General features: G+C 39.6%; 10 protein-coding genes. 8 read left to right on the plus strand and 2 right to left on the minus strand.

The genetic code is table 11. The annotated features are described in order from the left end of the window. The first annotated feature begins 692 nt into the window (after window positions 1–692). From hhe to L2729_RS11890, 8 genes are all read left to right on the plus strand, one after another. Window positions 693–6,434: a DUF4011 domain-containing anti-phage protein Hhe gene (gene hhe, locus L2729_RS11855; protein ID WP_248988460.1), complete on the plus strand. Its 5,742-nt coding sequence runs from the start codon at window positions 693–695 to the stop codon at window positions 6,432–6,434. Between the two features lie 414 nt (window positions 6,435–6,848). Then, entirely contained in the window at window positions 6,849–7,553 is a 705-nt protein-coding gene (locus tag L2729_RS11860; protein WP_248988461.1) for a hypothetical protein, read from the plus strand. Between the two features lie 244 nt (window positions 7,554–7,797). Continuing rightward, complete coding sequence (locus L2729_RS11865; protein WP_248988462.1) at window positions 7,798–8,232, plus strand: hypothetical protein; 435 nt, start codon at window positions 7,798–7,800, stop codon at window positions 8,230–8,232. Between the two features lie 55 nt (window positions 8,233–8,287). Further along, window positions 8,288–9,925: a type I restriction-modification system subunit M gene (locus L2729_RS11870; protein WP_248988463.1), complete on the plus strand. Its 1,638-nt coding sequence runs from the start codon at window positions 8,288–8,290 to the stop codon at window positions 9,923–9,925. Then, window positions 9,915–11,378 carry a restriction endonuclease subunit S gene (locus L2729_RS11875; RefSeq protein ID WP_248988464.1) on the plus strand — a complete coding sequence of 488 codons (1,464 nt, stop codon included), beginning with the start codon at window positions 9,915–9,917 and terminating at the stop codon, window positions 11,376–11,378. Before L2729_RS11870 ends, L2729_RS11875 begins: the two co-directional genes overlap by 11 nt. A gap of 235 nt (window positions 11,379–11,613) precedes the next feature. After that, complete coding sequence (locus L2729_RS11880) at window positions 11,614–15,069, plus strand: type I restriction endonuclease subunit R (RefSeq protein WP_248988465.1); 3,456 nt, start codon at window positions 11,614–11,616, stop codon at window positions 15,067–15,069. Window positions 15,070–15,107: 38 nt separating this feature from the next. Next, complete coding sequence (locus L2729_RS11885; RefSeq protein WP_248988466.1) at window positions 15,108–17,435, plus strand: McrB family protein; 2,328 nt, start codon at window positions 15,108–15,110, stop codon at window positions 17,433–17,435. A 3-nt stretch (window positions 17,436–17,438) separates the two neighbouring features. After that, window positions 17,439–18,743, plus strand: a complete 1,305-nt coding sequence (locus L2729_RS11890) for an McrC family protein (protein ID WP_248988467.1) — start codon at window positions 17,439–17,441, stop codon at window positions 18,741–18,743. Window positions 18,744–18,829: 86 nt separating this feature from the next. Here the strand turns inward: L2729_RS11890 and L2729_RS11895 are convergent, their stop codons facing one another. Continuing rightward, window positions 18,830–19,231, minus strand: a complete 402-nt coding sequence (locus L2729_RS11895; protein WP_248988468.1) for a hypothetical protein — start codon at window positions 19,229–19,231, stop codon at window positions 18,830–18,832. A gap of 8 nt (window positions 19,232–19,239) precedes the next feature. Next, window positions 19,240–19,515, minus strand: coding sequence for a hypothetical protein (locus L2729_RS11900; protein ID WP_248988469.1), 276 nt, complete (start codon window positions 19,513–19,515; stop codon window positions 19,240–19,242). Between the last annotated feature and the right edge of the window lie 561 nt (window positions 19,516–20,076).

The raw sequence follows: 20,076 nt of genomic DNA on the forward strand, positions 1-20,076 counted from the left end.
ACAGAAAAAACTTTTCCAACGGGGCTTGCTTGTTTACTAACCGCGTTTACCACTTCGGTCGTTCTATTTTCAGGGTTGTTTACTCCTATTGAATCATTCTTGTTAGCTATTTTCACAGTTCTATTTTTGACTTGGATAATTCGCCCAGATGAATAACGAAAAAACGCCAAAGGTGTCGTTTCCGTAATTGTGCGAGCGATGCCTTGCAACGTAAACACTATCATCGGTTTCGTGGTAGGTGTTCAGCACTTATTTGCCCATCAATAATCACCCTCTCAGTATATTCGCTCAAACTGGGCGCACAATTACTAGGCTTTGAGAGTTGTCACATTGTGACTTCTTTATCATCACACTGCTAAGTAGTCACGTGTGAGGGGAGTTAATGGAAAGTAATGGCAATTCATAGGTTTTGGTTGTTGTTCGTTGTTTTTTATATTGCTTTTAACTTATATTTTTCAAGGTGTTTACCTCTTGCTGTTCTCGCTTTCATTTAGTAAGTGCTTCATCACTTTTTAAGTGTATTTTGTGACAGACGTAACGCCATTTTTAATGGTGATATGTTGTTCTTATAAAGTTGGAGGTCGGAAACTTAAAAATGAGCACGTTCTAAGTACCCACAACAAACCCTAATGTTGGTTGTAGAAAGCCAGCGTTAAATATAATTACAGTAGTATTAAATAAAAGAGAGAGCGATGAGCAAAATAACCCAAGCCGTTCTGGCTATTTTAACAACGAATCCCAACCAGACAGCAAAAGAGTTAGCTCTCGAATGTAATACTAACAAAAAATCAATTAATCAGTGTTTATATTATGATTTGAAAGACAAAGTTCAAATAAACCCATATTATCAATGGTCATTAGTAGACATAAAAATAAGTTCTGCAGCGACGAAGCCTGTTGAGGGCAAAGACAAGGATTGCGAGAATACTATGGACAGCCCAATAATTAGAACATCAAATGATAATTTTGCTTTTGATTCACTGCAATCGATTCGCAATAGGCTACTAGATCTTACAGGAAGAAACCGTCTTCTCAACTTTCGACATGGTAAAACTGGATTCATTAGAGTTATCGATGAGATGCCAAATCAGCTCGCTGCAGATATTCTCGAAAGTAAACCATATACGTTTATTCCTGTTGAAGAACCTAAAAGAGAAGAACTCATCGAGTATGGCTATATAACTATCGATGAAAAAGGCCAAGAAGTCAGAATTAAGGCCGATCCAACAGCAAAGGAGTGGGCTAAAGTTCTGGGCTTAAATACCAGCTACGAATTACCACTTAGTTACAAAACTAAAGACTCCAAACATACAGATTCAAATATCCAATCTATGCTCTACCCAAGAGAGTTAGAAGCTCAACTTCGAAATATCAGATCTAAAGCTAATACGGCTATAGAAGAAGCTGGCGCAAATATACTTTACTTGGCTTTTGGTTTTCTGGAATGGTTTGAAGATGACAACTCTGATGTTGTCAGACAAGCTCCTTTGTATTTAATCCCTGTTAAAGTTGATCGTGCTTCATTAAATAAGAAAACAGGTACCTACACATATACTATTGAATATACTAGTGAAGATATAATACCCAACCTGTCATTAAGTGAAAAACTCAAACATGATTTTCAAATCCATCTGCCAGAATTGAATGAAGACATTCTGCCTGAAGAGTACTTTAAACAAGTAGAAAATAATGTGTTTCGGAATAAACCACAGTGGAAAATAAAGCGATATTCTACGTTGGCAATGTTCGACTTCGGTAAATTGTTAATGTACTTGGATCTCGACCCTTCACGTTGGCCGGATGGACAAAGCAACATTCAGAATCACGATATTTTACAGATGTTTTTTGCAAAGGAAGGCAAAGAGAATACTAGCACTGGATCTGGTTTTTCAGTTGAATACCCTATTGATAAAGTCGAAGGCGTCCACGAAAAATATCCACTGATTGATGACGCGGATAGCTCACAGCACAGCGCTTTAATGGATGCAATAAAGGGTAAAAATCTTGTTATCGAAGGGCCTCCAGGTTCTGGAAAGTCGCAAACGATTACGAATTTAATCGCTGCAGCGATTTCTCAGGGTAAAAAGGTTTTATTTGTTGCGGAGAAAATGGCAGCGCTTCAAGTGGTTAAATCTCGTTTAGAAAGAGCAGGCTTAGGAGATTTTTGTTTAGAGCTGCATAGCCACAAAACCCAGAAAAAACAGGTCTATGAAAACATAGAGCGAAGAATCAATAAACAAGATGATTATCGTTACCCTCATTCGATTTCAATCGACATCGGTATGTATGAGGAGAAAAAGAAAGCTCTCAGTGAATACGCTAATTTGATCAATAGTGAATGGAAGAATACTGGTAGAACTATTCACCAAATTTTTTCCGCAGCCACACGTTATAGAGAAGAGTTTGATTCAGTATCATTGGATGATATCAAGCCCTCGCAAATTAATGGTGAAAAGTTCGATGAAATCTCGGCCAGAAGAACCATTGATAGTCTACGTCGTTATGCAGATGTTTATCAACAAGTTAAGGCGCAATTAGGCTTAGAGGCTGAATTATCTGATCATCCATGGTTTGGCGTTTATAACACGTCAATACAACTTTTTGAGTGTGAGGAAGTGTGTGCCTTAGTTCAGAATGCTATTGATAACCTAAATCAGCTCAATGCTGCCATCACCCCGTTTAGTGAGCAAATAGGCGAACAGAATTTGGGCGATATCGAGGTATTGAAATTACTCTTTATAGATGCACAAACCCTGCCTACAGTTACAGGTAAAGAAGATCCTAAAGCTTTAAATTTAATCCATGAAAATGAGAGCTTGGATGAGAATTTAAAGTCATGTTTAAAAGACTACAGCTTGTCCAGAAGATTGCATCGGCACCTAATTTCAAAGTTTGAAGCGTCAGTATTTGATGAACCAAGTGATCTATCTGCAATAATTAAGGCACATATATCGTTAAATAAACTCTGTCTTGATAGTGATACTCAGCTTTCGGCATTGTTTCAAACAGTTAAAAAACTGAATGATTTAAACTCGCTTTATTTAGCACTAATGGACGATATAAGTACGCTAAAAGAACATCAACCCAAATTGGCTGGTAATCTAACAGGTGATTTCAAAGGCTTTGTGGACTTGAATAAGTTTATAAAGCACTTCTCAGAGTTAGATAGCGTCTACGTACCTCGCCGCAATGAATTGTTTGACAATGATTTACTTGATGCGCATTTACCAAAACTACTAGAAGTACTACCAGAGCTTAAAAGGTTGCATGAAGCTTTAGGCTTATATTTTGATTTGAATACATTACCAACAGTTTCAGAGCTCATCACGATAGATGAAAGTATCAGTGAGGCTGGTTTCTTTCGTTGGCTCGACAGCGACTGGCGTTCTGCAAGGCATGAGTTACTCACTATTTCAAATAACAGTAAGCATAAGTTCAATAAGTTGACGCAACACTTACAGGACTTGATTACTTATAAAGGCTTATTGGATGAGCTGAATCGAGAGCCGATGTATCTATCTCTTTTACAGAGTGAATACAACGGAATTAACACACCGATTGAAGATATCGTTGTAATACGTCAGTGGTACAAGGAGGTCAGGGCGTCATTTGGTATTGGTTTCGGTAAAAAAGTCCCATTCGCAACGTCACTATTTGAATCTACCAATGAAATATTTAAGGGTATAAAACACCTTTCCACATCCAAAACACTACAACAACTAGAAAGCTTCTCTGAATCTCATCAGACCTTGGGAGAGCTTCTTTCTCATGCAATATTCAATGATCACGAAATTGACTTTAATGACCAGGTTTTGGGGTTCGATGTTTTATCTAAGCAATTGGAATCAAACATTAAAAGCCTACAATCTGCTTGTAAAAAAGATGTGTCGTTAGTCGAGTTAGGTACAGATATACAACAAATTATAGAGTTTAAGACGTTAGAGCAAAAACTATTATCGCAAACATTACTCGACGATATATTTGGCAATCAAGTTAAATTGTCGGCACGTGATGACTGCGAACGCAGTGAAGGAGTTATAGCGTCGACATTAGTGCTCAATAAAGCGATAAAGAATCTAAAATCTACACAATTAAAAAAGTACTACTTAACCTGCCCAACAAACGAAGATAGCGAATTACTAAGTAAAGCCTTAACAAATATAGAATCTCAATATCAAAACTATAATCAAGCATTCGAAATATTTTCAGAAAAAGCCAATTTGGATGAACCATTTTGGTACGACATTGAGTCAACTACAGTTGACTCTTGGATAGCGCGTAATCAACGAGCAGTAAGCCAGCCTAGATGGCTTGGTACATGGGTCGACTTTATTCGGATTAGAAGTGCACTATCTGATAAGGGATTAGAAAAACTGCTACGTTACACTGAAACTGGAGCTATCGGCCTCGATGATCTTGAGAAAATATATCTTTATTCAGTATATGACATCCTAGCAAGAGAAATCATCAAGGAACGTCAAGAACTAGCTTACTTTTCGGGTGCTGAACAGAACGCGATTCGTAAACAGTTTGCTGAGTATGACAATAAATTAAAGTCGCTACAGCAAGAGAAAATAGCATTTGAAGTGGCCAAAAATGGCATGAAAAAAGTTGTATCAGGTATAGCAAGTGGAAAGGTTAATGGCTACACAGAAATGGGCCTCATCAATCATGAAGTGAATAAAAAAACACGTCATGCTCCTGTCCGTCAGTTAATTAAACGCGCAAGTAAGTCTCTAGTAGAGTTAAAACCCTGCTTTATGATGGGGCCACACTCTGTTGCACAATATCTAGCACCTGGTCAGATAGAGTTTGACATTATTGTGATGGACGAAGCATCACAGATTAAACCTGAAGACGCACTCGGGACTATTGCACGGGGAAAACAGTTAGTGGTGGTTGGTGATCCAAAGCAATTACCACCGACTAGTTTTTTCGATAAGGCCATAGAAATTGATGATGAAGATATAACGGCTATTGAGCAGTCCGAAAGCATACTTGATGTATCACTACCCATGTTTAATGCAAGGCGCTTACGTTGGCATTATCGTTCACGTCATGAAAGCTTAATTGCATTTTCAAATCAGAAGTTCTACGACAGTAATCTTGTCGTCTTCCCATCACCGTCGAGTAAAAGTGAAGAGTTTGGTATTAAGTTTACCCACGTGAAACTGGGCCGTTTTGTTAATCAGCACAATATAGAAGAAGCAAAAGTCATTGCAGAAGCGGTGCGTAAGCATTTGTTAAATAGACCAAATGAATCACTTGGTGTTGTGGCTATGAGCTCTAAGCAACGTGAACAGATCGAGCGCTGTGTTGAGGAGTTGTCAAAAGATGATGAGCAATTCAGAGACGCTTTAGCAGTCAATGCCGACGTAGATGAGCCGTTGTTCCTTAAAAACCTTGAAAACGTGCAGGGAGATGAGCGCGACGTTATTTTCATATCCTGTACTTATGGCCCACAAGAGGCAGGGGCTGCACAAATGCCACAGCGCTTTGGCCCAATCAATTCAGCAGCAGGTGGCCGTCGACTTAATGTCTTGTTCACGCGTTCGAAAAAGCGTATGCATGTCTTTAGTTCGATGACCGAAGGTCATATATTGGCATCCGATACATCCAGTGATGGTGTACACGCGCTAAAGAGCTTTTTAGCTTACGCACAAACAGGCAAGTTAGCTCAGCAAATTCATACAGGTAAACAGCCAGATAGTGATTTTGAAATATCAGTAATGGATGCGCTTAAATCAGAAGGCTTTACTTGTGTGCCGCAGGTTGGCGTCGCAGGTTACTTCATCGACCTTGCTGTACAAGATCCAGGTCAACCTGGTCGCTACCTAATGGGCATCGAATGTGATGGTGCTACTTACCATTCCGCTAAATCTGCGCGTGATAGAGATAGACTTCGACAGTCAGTATTAGAAAGTTTAGGCTGGACTATTAATCGCATATGGTCGACTGATTGGTTTAAAAATCCTCAAGCACAGCTCAAGCCTATTATCGAGTTGTTACACCAGTTAAAGACTGAGGTTCCAGAGCAATATGAAGCTGTACAGCCAGATAGCGAACAAGATGAAATTGAGCAAGTTATTGAGCAGGAAGAGCATCAAAAACAGTTAATCGAAGACTATTGTCATAATGATGATTCGCTAATGGCCAGACTTGAAAAGTTTGAACAAGCTGTGATTTCCCAATCAAGTAATAACATACCATTAGCTAACAGGTTGCTACGTCCCGCGATGGTCGCTGCTTTGTGTGAGTTCAAGCCTATCTCTAAAAATGAGTTCTTGGAAGTTATACCTCCCTACTTGCGCAACACCACTGCATCGGAACAAGGGGTATACCTCGAACAAGTGCTGAATATCATTGCTGATAATGAACAAGAATTAATGACTAATAATGGTGATAAGCCGATATTTGAAAAGGTAGTGTTTTAATCAATACTACCGGATATAACTTTAATTTTGGTGATGATTAACAGGGACGTAGACGTGAAAATACCAGATATTGCGAGAACGGCACCAGGTGTACTTAGGGTCACGGCGTATTGGCTAAAAGTGAAGCAAACGAGCCATTTAGTGTCGCTGAAGGGGCGTAAAACTTTCAATATTCATGGCATAAACGTATATCGAGATTCCGATATATTGGCAAGGATATGCCTGGAACAAAATACCCTGAATCGTATGATAAGTTTAACTGTAGGCGTTAGCCAAAAGTCCTGCGTCTACGCTGGTTATTGGGAGCTTAAACCATAAAGCCACAGCTGAAAAAAGCAGATGTTTTTTTTTACATTAATCGTTAACGAACACATAAAACCATATGCAACAACATTACAAAAAAGGACGTTTAGCATGAGTGTATGTAGTACAAATAGAGCAATTCTAGTTCTCGAATCACCTTGGGAGCTGGATAACGAAGACTCTAATCGAACAAGTGTACTTCCCTTTGTTGAAGGGATTGCTAAATTGGCAGGTAACACGGAGGTTTTCCATGCTAATTTTTACGATAAAAAAAGCTTTGAACAAGCATTAGACTGTTTATGCAAACGCAAATTTGAAAGCACAGTGGTCTATATTGCTGCCCATGGATACAAGAAAAAAGTGGGTAAGGTTAATATTGGTGACTTGATGTTTATGGTCGGTGAGCGCTCGAAACAATTTAACATCACCGGAGTCATGCTTGGCTCATGCTTTGTAGGGGAGAATACAACCACCATAGAAGTGTTTATTGAAGGGACAAATATCAAGTGGTGTGCTGGGTATGCTTCTTCATCTAAGTGGCTTGAAGGTACTATGATTGATTGTGCTATTTTATCACGCCTTTCTATTTTAAATGATGACGACTTTGAAGATAAAGATTGCATCATAGAAGCATTTGCTAATGCTATCTCTCCCTTCTCAGCTAATTTTCCCATTGGATGGAACTACGATAATGAACAGATCTCTTTAGAAGATTCTATGCAATTTGTGGTGCAGCAAACGGGGCGCGGGCATAAAGCAAAATTAGTTACGGAAGAAGTTTTTGCAGAACAAAAAGAGTACCTATTTGACGAATAAAGCCCAATAGGTAATACAGTCAAGCTCAAGCTGAATTTGTTTGAGCTTGTTTTTTTAATTACCGAATTCAATCACCGTCATCATTCAGCTTTAGCTGTAAAGCAATACCATCGCCTCAATAATAGCGCAGTTAATATTGGGAGCTAAGTATCAACCGCAGCTCAGTTGCCAAAATTAAAGAATATTTTTTTGGATTAAACAAGATAAAGTATTGTTGTAGAACGTTATTAACAGGGAAGTAGACGTGAAAATACCGGATATTGCGAGAACGGCACCAGATGTACTTAGGGTCACGGCATTTGTATTGGCTAAAAGTGAAGCAAACGAACCATTTAGTGTCGCTGAAGGGGCGCAAACCGTTCAACTTAATGGTATAGATGTATATCGAATTGCCGAAATACTAACAACGATATGCCTAGAACCGAATGGCCGAAATAGCATGACGAGTTTAACAACAGTTGATAGCCACAAATCTCACGCTAACCCTGGTTATTGGCAGCTTAATCCGCAGACGTACTATAGCTACCTTTCTTATGTATCACTGTTACGGTCAGAAGAGGCTATCGAGCTTGCAAAGCAATCTCTCAACGCGGCAGAACAATCGAATCAAAATGCTAAAAGATCCATATGGATTGCAATAGTTTCAATAGCATTAACCGCCATGGCGATATTTTTTTAACGTGTTAATCCAGATTTTAGCTGTGATTTTATCCAGAATTTAACTAGGAAGTACAATGGCTGAGCCAAAAACGAAAAAAGCGAAAAGCAACAAACCCCAACTCGGATTTGAAGAGGCACTATGGGATAGCGCTAATAAACTGCGTGGTAGTGTTGAGTCGTCTGAATATAAACACATTGTGCTCAGCCTAATATTTCTTAAGTTTATCAGCGATAAGTTTGAAGTACGCAAAGCCGCCATTACGCAAGAATACGGTACCGAGTATATTGATATGGTGGATTTTTACACCATGGAAAACGTGTTCTACTTACCAGAAGAGGCGCGTTGGTCACACATTCAAGTTAATGCAAAGCAAGACGATATCGCCGTTAAAATCGATAGTGCGTTACATAGCGTAGAAAAGAACAATAAATCCTTAGCAGGCGCACTGCCAGACAACTACTTTTCACGCCTTGGCCTCGATGCCAGCAAGTTATCGGCGCTTATCGACACCATCAATAATATTGACACTATCGTTAAGAGTGTCGACAGCGGCAATGATATCAAAAGCGATATTAAGAGCGAAGAAGACATTGTTGGCCGCGTCTACGAATACTTTTTAGGTAAATTTGCAGCCACCGAAGGCAAAGGCGGAGGGGAGTTCTACACCCCAAAATCAATCGTGACATTAATTGCCGATATGATAGAGCCGTTTTCGGGCAAAATTTACGACCCATGCTGTGGTTCTGGCGGTATGTTTGTTCAATCGCTTAAATTTATTAATAGCCACAATGGTAACCAGAAAAACATCTCTATTTATGGGCAGGAATATACCAATACCACCTATAAACTGGCCAAGATGAACCTCGCAGTTCGTGGGATTTCAGGTAATTTAGGTGATGTGGCTGGTGATAGTTTCTTTAAAGACCAACACCCCGACCTAAAAGCTGATTACATTATGGCTAATCCACCGTTTAACCAAAAGCAGTGGCGCGCCGAAAATGAACTCGTTGATGACCCCCGTTGGGCGGGTTACCCAACACCGCCAACTGGCAACGCTAACTATGCGTGGATCATGCACATGATCTCCAAGCTTAGCGAACACGGCACCGCAGGCTTCGTTCTAGCCAACGGCTCAATGTCATCTAATACCAGTGGCGAAGGCGATATTCGCCAAAAAATCATCGAGAACGACTTAGTCGATTGCATGATAGCCCTACCAGGCCAACTGTTCTACACCACTCAGATTCCGGTGTGTTTATGGTTCATCAGTAAAGACAAGCGTGGCAATGACGAGAAGGGCATGTTTAAGCGCCGTGATCGCCAAGGTGAAACCTTGTTTATCGATGCTCGCGAGATGGGCACCATGGTTAACCGCACGCTTAAAGAACTCACCAATGCAGACATCGCCCACATCACCGCAACCTATCACACATGGCGTGGCGAGACGGTTTTAGACGAAGCGGGTGAATTAAAAACGTACCAAGATAAATCGGGTTATTCTAAATCAGCCACACTCGCTGAAATGGCTGCCAATGATTATGTGTTAACCCCAGGCCGTTACGTCGGCGCTGCCGATATCATCGATGACGGCATTCCGTTTGAAACCAAGATGACAGAACTTAGCCAAAGCCTTTATCGCCAGATGCAACGAGCCGAAGATCTGGATGCTGCTATCCGCAGAAACTTGGAGGCATTGGGTTATGGCGAATAAGTGGAAAAGTGAGCGACTAGGGGAGCTTTGTGAAGAGATCACTGTAGGGTTTGTCGGCTCTATGACGCATGAATATGTTCATGCTGGAATTCCTTTTCTTCGTTCAAAAAATATACGTGAATACGAAGTTGATTGGAATGACATGAAGTTTGTATCTCCTGAATTCCATAAGAAACTGTCTAAATCGAATTTAAAGCCAGGTGATGTCGCAATAGTTAGAACAGGAAAGCCTGGAACAACATGTGTAATTCCTGATGGGCTTGCTGAAGCAAACTGTTCTGATATTGTAATTGCAAGAGTGAATAATGATGTCTTGTGTGCGCATTATTTGTCTTACTTTATGAACGCTCTAGCATATGGGCAGGTTAATGCTCACATTGTAGGTGCTGTTCAACAGCACTTTAATGTTGGTTCTGCCAAAAAATTGGAAGTTCCACTTCCTCCTCGTTCTATACAGGCGAAAATAGTTGAAATTCTAAAAGCAATTGACGATAAACGGCGTTTGAACCAGCAAACCAACCAAACTCTTGAGAAAATGGCGCAAACGCTGTTTAAAAGCTGGTTTGTCGAGTTCGATCCTGTGTTCGATAATCTGTTGGCTAAGCATGACTTTAAGCTAGAGAACTTACCGAGTGACTTCCCAGACGTATTATTACCTAAGGCCGCTGCCCGCCTGAAGGCTCTGTGCACGCAACAAGGTACTGACGACCTTTTATCGCCAGCATTAACCGCGCCTGCTCTTAATAAAGAGCTCAATAAAAAGCTCAACGATGCCATCCACCCACACTTCCCAAGCGAGTTCGAACACAACGAACAACTCGGTTGGATACCGAAGGGGTGGGAATCAGGAATCAGTGGTAAGCTTATAGATGTAAGGGATGGGACTCATGACTCCCCAAAAAAATCTGACGAAGGTTTTCCTCTGGTTACGTCCAAACACATCACATCTGGCGATTTAGACTTAAGTAGCTCATATTTAATATCAAAAATAGATTTTGAAAAGGTTAATGCCAGAAGTAAGGTCGATACCGGAGATATTTTATTAACAATGATAGGAACTGTTGGTATTCCATACCTGGTAGTTGATAGTCCCGTAGACTACGCAATCAAGAATGTAGGATTATTTAAAACATCAGCCTCTATGAGTTTGAAAAACTATTTCTATCTACTGCTAAAATCACCACTCATGCAGAATTATCTTAACGCCAGAATGGCGGGAACAACTCAGAAGTATTTATCGTTAAAGGTGTTAAGGAGCATTGACTTCCTTTTACCTAGTGAGCCTGTATTACGTGAGTTTGATAAAGTATTGGATTCGCTAACTTTAAAGTCTAAAAGTAACTTAGACCAAAATAAAAGCCTAACCAAAATTCGTGACACCTTACTCCCCAAGCTCATTTCTGGCGAGTTACAAATTCCTGATGCTGAGGATTTGCTCAAGGGTGAGGGGTAACGCTTAGCGCTATATCGTCAATGTTAAATATATTGATTGGCGCTAAGGTGGTGACAAAAGTAACTATAGCGAGCGTTTTGGTATTCGCGCTTTGACGCTTCTTGCTTTAATGTCTGCGCTTTAATAAAGGTATGGCTTCACATTGGTTAAACTAGCCCTCTATTTATAAAGGGGGCATGAATAAAAAATCAAGATTCACATAATAAATGGATTTGTTAGGAAAATAAAAATAAAAATGAAATTCACTGAAACTAAGTTAGAGCAAGCAATTATTGAGCTGTTAGATGAGAAGGGCTATCCGCATCTTAATGGCGCTTCTTCTGCTATAGGTTGTCGCAATAATACAGAAGTGTTGATTAAGGATGATCTTAAGGCATTTTTGGCGACTCGATATCAACATGCGAAAATTACCGATAGTGAAATTGCCACTATCATCAAAAAGCTTGAAGATTTGTCTGCCAGTGATTTGTATGAAAGTAATAAAACTTTTTGTAAGTGGCTTAGCGATGGTTTTTTATTAAAACGAGAAGGGATAAAGCGTGCAACTAATAGAAAAGTTGCTTCGGTATCCCAAAAAGATCTGTATATACAGCTTATTGACTACGACAATGTTGATGAAACCGTTCGTCAAAGCCTATTAGCACCGCCTCAAGTGCCGAATTCAATGTCACAAACTGCATTGTCGACAAACAGGGTAGACGAAGGGTCTGCGAGCTATCAGCCCAAGCCTATTACAGGGAAGACTTCCAGCCTCTTTGTTGATGATGGAACGACCGATACGCAAGCTAAAATTGAATCTTCAAGCACGGGTACCGATACCAATATTTATCGCATCGTTAATCAATTAGAGATTGAAGGAAGCTTGGCGAAAAACCAAGGTGAAAAACGTATTCCCGATGGGATCTTATACATTAACGGCATGCCACTGGTGGTGTTTGAGTTTAAGAGCGCCATTCGTGAAGAAGCGACGATTCACGAAGCCTTTGAGCAACTCACTATTCGTTACCGCCGTGATATTCCGCAACTGTTTGTCTATAACGCGCTATGCGTGATAAGCGACGGTGTAAACAATAAAATGGGTAGCCTGTTTGCGCCATATCAATTTTTCTATTCTTGGGGAAAAGTGTCGGGTAATGAACTGGTAGCAGAAGAGGGGATTTCGTCGTTACATACTATGCTGCAAGGCTTGTTCGATAAAGCACGTTTGAGAGATGTGATGCGCCATTTCATTTTCTTCCCCGATACAGGGAAAAGTGAAGTGAAAATTGTGCCTCGCTATCCGCAGTATTACGCGGCTAAAAAGCTATTTGAAAATATTAAGCTGCATCAAAAACAAGATGATGGATTGGGCAATATCACTGGCGACGGTAAAGGCGGTACCTATTTTGGTGCAACAGGCTGCGGTAAGAGCTTTACCATGCAATTTTTATCACGTTTGTTGATGAAGAGTGTCGCTTTTAAAAGTCCAACCATTGTACTCATTACTGATCGCACTGATTTAGATGACCAACTGTCACAGCAGTTTGGAAAAGCCAAAACCTACATTGGTGATAACACCATCGAAACGGTCACTAGCCGAGCTCATTTACGTGAAGCCCTAAAAGGCCGTAACAGTGGTGGTGTATTCCTTACGACTATTCATAAATTCACCGAAGATACAGAGCTGCTTACCGAGCGCTGTAATGTTATTTGTATTTCTGATGAAGCTCATCGTAGCCAAGTTAACCTAGATCAAAAAGTGGTTGTTGATGCAGAAAAGGGCACTGTGAAGAGAAGTTTTGGATTCGCAAAATATTTGCATGATTCATTGCCGAATGCGACATATGTTGGTTTTACTGGCACCCCCGTGGATGCGACCTTAGACGTGTTTGGTCAGATTGTTGATTCCTATACGATGACCGAGTCAGTAAAAGATGAAATTACCGTACGCATTGTGTATGAAGGCCGAGCAGCTAAGGTCGTATTAAACAGCAGCAAGCTTGCTGAGATTGAAAAATATTATAAAGATTGTGAGGCGGCTGGTAGTAACGAGTTGCAGATAGAGGAAAGCAAAAAAGCGACCACTAATATGAATTCTATATTGGGCGATCCTGACGTCATAACCGTGTTGGCGAAAGACTTTGTAGAGCATTACCAAAAACGCTTAGATGAAGGCTCGACGATTGCGGGTAAGGCGATGTTTGTCTGCAGTAGTCGTCAGATAGCCTATCAAGTTTATCAAGAGTTGGAACTACTTAGACCTGATTGGTTTGAAGTGATTGATACCGACAACGCCAGTGCGCTGAGTGATAAAGAACGCCAACGAGCGATTACCGAAGGTCGGATAGCGGCACCATCAACGCGAGTAAAAATGGTGATGACTCGTGGTAAAGATGACGTTGAAGGTCTTTATTATCTGCTCGGTAGCAAAGACGAACGTAAAGAGTTAGATAAGCAGTTTAAAAACAAGAACTCAAACTTCAGGATCGCCATTGTGGTGGATATGTGGCTGACAGGTTTTGATGTGCCGTTCCTCGATACCATGTACATCTATAAGCCGCTGCAAAAGCACAGCTTGATTCAAACTATCTCGCGGGTTAATCGACAATTTGAAGGCAAAGATAAAGGCTTAGTCGTCGATTATATTGGTATTAAATCAGCGATGAATAAAGCCTTGGCTCAATATTCTAAAACGGATGAAACAAATTTTGAAGATGTGGCGCAATCGGTAAAAGAGGTTAAAAACCATTTATCGTTATTAGCCAGCTTATTTCACCGATTTAACACCGCACCTTACTTTAGTGGCGAAGTTGTGGCACAGCTAAATTGTTTGAATGAAGCAGCTGAATTTGTGTTGATCACAGAGAAACGCCAAAAACGCTTTATGGATATGGTGAAGCGATTAAAAGCGGCTTATGACATTTGTTGTGGTAGTGAAAAACTTAATGAAGCTGAACGTGATCATATTCATTTTTACTTAGCAGTCCGTTCTATTGTGTACAAACTCACTAAAGGTGAAGCACCTGACACCGCTCAGATGAACGCTAAAGTGCGTCAAATGATCAGCGAAGCACTGCAAAGTGATGGTGTGGAAGAGATCTTTAAACTGGGCAATGAAGACGGTAGTGAAATTGACATTTTCAATGATGATTATATCGATAAGATCAGTAAAATTAAGCTGCCCAACACCAAGATAAAGCTACTGCAAAAATTATTAGAAGAGGCGATTGGTCAACTTAAAAAGGTTAACCAAGTTCAAGGCATCGACTTTACTAAACGTTTCCAGGCATTGGTTGAACGTTACAACGAACGTAAAGAAGACGATGTACTGGTCAGTGAGGTTCTCGATGAGTTCTCAGATAGCATGGTCGACCTTATCTATGGCGTAAGAGACGAGATGAACTCAGGTGATGAACTCGGTATCGATATCGAAGAGAAAGCCTTTTACGATGCGCTTAAATCTTTAGCGATTAAATACGACTTTGACTATCCAGAAGACAAGCTCATAGAGCTCGCTAAAGCGGTAAAAGTGATTGTTGATGATAAAGCTAAGTTCACTGATTGGAACCATAGAGACGACATTAAAGCGACTCTAAAAGTAGAGCTTATTCTGATACTCGCTAAATTTGGCTACCCGCCAATTAGCCGTGACGAAGTGTACCAAGAGATCTTTGACCAAGCCGAGAACTTTAAAGCCAATCAGGTGGCTTAAGCTTATAGTTAATTAACGATTTTTATTAGGAAAGTAGAATGCCTAGAGATAACACCAAGTATCAGTTTAATGGTCAAATATACGGAAAGGGTCAGTTGGTACTTGCTGTGATGACTAAGTACATTGAAGAGCGGTCACCTACATTTAAAGAATTAGTAGACGTCTTTGGTAAGCCTGAAGTTGGTACTACAGAATGTGTTATTTCTCTAGCAACATTTGAAGAGAAATTAGCTGTAAGTGATGACGTATTACGCCGCTATTTTAAAAATGATTCGCAAAAGCTACGTACAAAAGACGGTGTTGAGGTATTGGTTAATAGCCAATGGGGCATTGGGAATATTCGTAATTTTGTAAGTTATTCAAAAAAACTTGGCTTTGAGGTATTAGCTGTAGTAGACGGCGAAACATTATTAGAACGATTTAGTCGTTATAAAGATAATCCTGATATGGAGTGGATAGTTCCATATCGCGAGTGCTGTAATGAAGTTGCTAAACATAAAATCAGTTCAAAAGATGATTTAGAGGAAAGTTTCATTTTAAAAATTTGGAAGCATGTTGATGCAGGATTTGCGAATGTTAGTCCAGGTTTTTTAAGCGAAGATGAATATACTAAGCTCTTCTCAGAGTTAAGCGGTATTACAGTAAAAATCCTCGAATCGCCAACAAGCAAAACATTGGAAGAAGTTTATACTTGGGCCAAGAAATCGAAGAGTGAAGGTAACTTTAACTCGATAAAATGGGGAGTGATCCACAGAGTTTTTGCTGCAGCGGATCCAATCAAGTTAACAACAGTTTTAAATGAAGAGCATATAAAGAAGCTAGCTAAAGCGCTTAAGAGTAAGTTTGATGTTCAAGTTTCTATGAATGGAAACTGGCTTGAAAAGAATATTAACCTGAAAACGTCCCTGGCTAATGTTGGCATCGTAGATGATGACCCATTTATCGTTAACACTTTTATCTGGCAGCTGTATATTGATCTTGTGGTTAACGAGCAGGAGAAGCAAGTACAGGGTATAAGTGAAGGTCAAGATAGCTTTTATGAATCGGAATCTTCAGCAACGGGACTCTGTTTAGCTAGAAACATTATTTTTTATGGGCCTCCAGGAACAGGTAAAACATTCAAATTACAAAAATTACTTAAAAATAACTATTCAGCACCTAATACCATTATTGATGAGTCATTGTGGCTCAATCAGCAAGTAGAAAAGCTGAGTTGGTTTGAGGTGGTCTTACTCATTCTGATAGATATCGGTGGCGAAAATGGTGTTTCGGATATAACTAAGCACAAGTTCTTCTTGGCAAAATTGCAGGTTAATGGCCGAGAATCTAATTTTGCTCAAACTGCTTGGGCAGCTCTTCAGACTCATACTATTGCTGATTCAAAGACGGTAAAATATGACAAACGTACGGAACCATTAGTATTTGATAAGACACAAAAAAGTCAGTGGTTCATTGTAGAGGATAAAAATGAACAGCTCTCGGAGTACGTTTCTAAACTAGAGTTTCTTAATAAAGGGCCTACAAAAGTTGAGACAGTGAAGCGATATGAATTTGTGACCTTCCATCAATCATATGGCTACGAGGAGTTTGTGGAGGGCTTACGCCCTGAAACAAATGATAATGGCGACATAAGTTATTCCGTTAAGCCTGGCGTATTTAAGCGTATAAGTAAGCTTGCTAAAGCTGATCCGGAACATCGCTATGCAATCGTGATTGACGAGATTAACCGCGGTAATATCAGTAAGGTTTTTGGTGAGTTAATCAGCTTGATAGAAGTGGATAAGCGCACAGGTACCGAAAATGCGTTGTTTGTCACTCTGCCTTATTCCGGAGAACTATTTAGCGTACCCGCCAATCTGGATATCATAGGTTCAATGAATACCGCGGATAGGTCTTTGACGCATATTGATGTTGCACTACGCCGCCGCTTTGAGTTTAAAGAGCTACGCACTGATTACAGTTTATTAGCCAATAATGTTGAAGGAGTAAATGTTCGGCGTATGTTGTTTGCCATGAATCAACGCATCGAGCTATTGTTGGATAGAGAGCACATCATAGGTCACGCGTTACTGATGAAGATTAAATCTGTTGATGAGTTATCGAATCAATTTAAAACAGCAATATTACCATTGCTTGAAGAGTACTTTTTTGAAGATTGGGAGAAGATATCTCAGGTTCTTAACAACAATGGCATGATCCAAGAGCAAGAAAATGCTCGGAGTATTTGGCTTGGTTCAAAAGATGAATATGCAGCTAAGGTATACAGCGTGAATCAAGAGTCTTTAAAAAGTCTTGAAGCATATACAAATATTTACGCTGGTATTAATGACCTTGCTTTTTCTCTGTGTGATGAGGCTGGAAAGTAGACTATGTCAACCTGGTCTGTTTATGAGTTCGCTAGGCTATATCGAGACGATGTTACGTCGTTCAAAGCTGGAAACTTGTATCTTGATGATGAATGTTTTGACGCATTAAAACGTTTAATGTTGTGTAACGAGTCCGATCATAACCAGATTTTTCGTTATGGTTTTGAAAAAAGGCAAGAGGTATTAGTCTGCCAAAACTATGTAGGTGTTATATGTTTGCCTAACGGTGATCAACTAGAGATATTACCGAAGATTTCTAAAACATCTACTGCTTCAGATGATCATGATGGAGAGTTAAAGATAATTCGCCATGCTTTAATTAATATGCTGAAGGCTACTCGACACATCCCCAGTAAAGTGGCTAATAACGCTTCCCTGAACATGACTAGAATGCCTTTGCTTGATGTGTTTATTCTTCTTTTTCTTGAAGAGGTTGCTAACTTAATTAAGCGCGGTGTTGCAAGAAGTTATCAATCCACTGAAGACAATCTCCCTTTTTTGAAGGGGAAATTACTTGTGTCACAGCAGATTAAACACAATCTGGTACTAAAGCATAAACACTATTTGGCCTTTGATGATTTTTCAGCTAACCGTCCTGAAAATAGGCTTATTCGATCTGCATTATTGTGGGCAATTAAGCGCGTAACACCTAATACCAAACAACTTTGTCATGAATATCTGTTTCACTTAAATGATATTCCAGAGTCAAAGAGTATTAGGCAAGATATAAGATCTTGGCAACGAGGAAGACATGTAAGGCATTATGAGTCTATTCGTCCTTGGATAGAGATGATTTTTAGTGAACAGAGCCCAACTTCTACAGCGGGTAAAAGCCAAATGCTATCGATGCTATTCCCTATGGAGAGAGTATTCGAAGATTACGTAGCATTAAAACTTAAGCAGCAACTACATGACTGTGAAGTTAAATCTCAGGTTAGGCAGGAGTATCTACTCAGCCATAAGGCACCAGCTGCAGATAAAGCTCGTATGCTATTTCAGTTAAAACCTGATTTACATATTACTCATAATGATAATGAAACCGTTAGCGTTGTGATTGGTGACACTAAATGGAAATTGATTGACGAGAAGCTACCGAATGAAAAGTATGGCATTAAGGAAGCTGATATTTATCAAATGCTGGCGTATAACCAGACTTATCAGAAGAAACAGGATAAATCTGAAATTTGGCTAATCTATCCAAGAACAAATCAATTTATGCGGCCGTTACCAGATTTTAGATTTAACAATGGAGCAGTGATAAAGGTATTACCATTTGATATTGTCGAGGGTGAGTTGATTCGAGATTAGTGCTTTCTTGTTTTATGGCCTTAAATCAGTCGATTAAATTTCGATGGTTCCGTAGAAAAAGCGAGCCTAATGGCTCGCTAGTAAATTTACAGTGTTTCATTGAGCTTTTCGGCCCAATGTAACTCTGTAGCCTCAAAATAAATCTGAGGTGGTAGACCATATATCGCTTCAAACTCTGAAGCAAAGTGACCACAAAAGCCTTGTATGTCTTCTTTAAGTAACAGCAATGTTATGTACATATCAATACCTGTAAGGTACTGGCTATCAAACTCTGGATTGTCCTCCAGTATCGATTTACTGACACTGATACCGAGCACTCGTCCTGCTGAATCACGATGCTGATAAACATATTGAGTAAAGCTTAGTTTAATGTTTTCATCGTCATCAAACTCAAAGTCCGCAAGCAGTAACACTGTAGAGTGATCTTCCCAAGGAGACTTCGATTTTCTTTGGTACTCACGGATAAACGCTGATTTGGTATTGCCCATTGTAGTTCCTAGTCGTTGGTTAATTTGTCCTCATGGTTAACTAGGTGCGTAGTGAGCAAACTACTGAAGTATTGCTCAACAAACTTCATGGCAATGGTTTGATCAACGTCTGATACAGATTGTCGACTTAGCTGGTTATTTAAGACATAGGTTAAATAAGCCAGTTCTGTTTCGTTTGAAAGTTGCACTTTATCTTCCAGTTCCACTTCTGCATGGATCCCCTCTAAAAGAACATTTAGTAAGAAGCCTAGTGATTGAAGTTTAAGTTGATATGGTGATTTCATTATCTATTGATTCCTTTTGGCTACGGCGTAGTAAGTCATCAATAAATAGGGACGGGTGTAGCGAATTTAGCTTTCTTGCTTAAATGAAAGGAATTTTAAAATTGAACAAGTTTATGAGATTGAGTGAAAAAGTGGGAGCTCTAACATTAACGCAGTGCTAACGCTTAGAAATCAAAAAAGCATTATGCATATACATGAATATTCTGGGTGTCCGTATTTTATTGGTTAGATATGAATATTTGAATGTGACTCTGAAATGAGCTCAGCTGGACGTTACTCTTGTATAAATTAGTTCTTGGTTACAAACTATGCGATGGAGAGTGTGCTAGGGCTTCTTAACCATCGCTTTAATGGATTATATTTGCAGTTTGATACTATGGTAGCATTAGCAATATTACACTCTTAAAGTTGCCATCTGCAACTTGATAAAAATTAGTTCTAAAAATTTAAAAAAACTCTCTATTCTATCTAAATTCTCTCTTGCTTTAAATCTAGAGAACAAATTGACGACCATGCGTTGTTTAAATCTTAATGCTTGATATTAAAGGTTAATAGTGGCTA

Source organism: Shewanella gelidimarina (assembly GCF_023283945.1).
GTDB lineage: Bacteria > Pseudomonadota > Gammaproteobacteria > Enterobacterales > Shewanellaceae > Shewanella > Shewanella gelidimarina.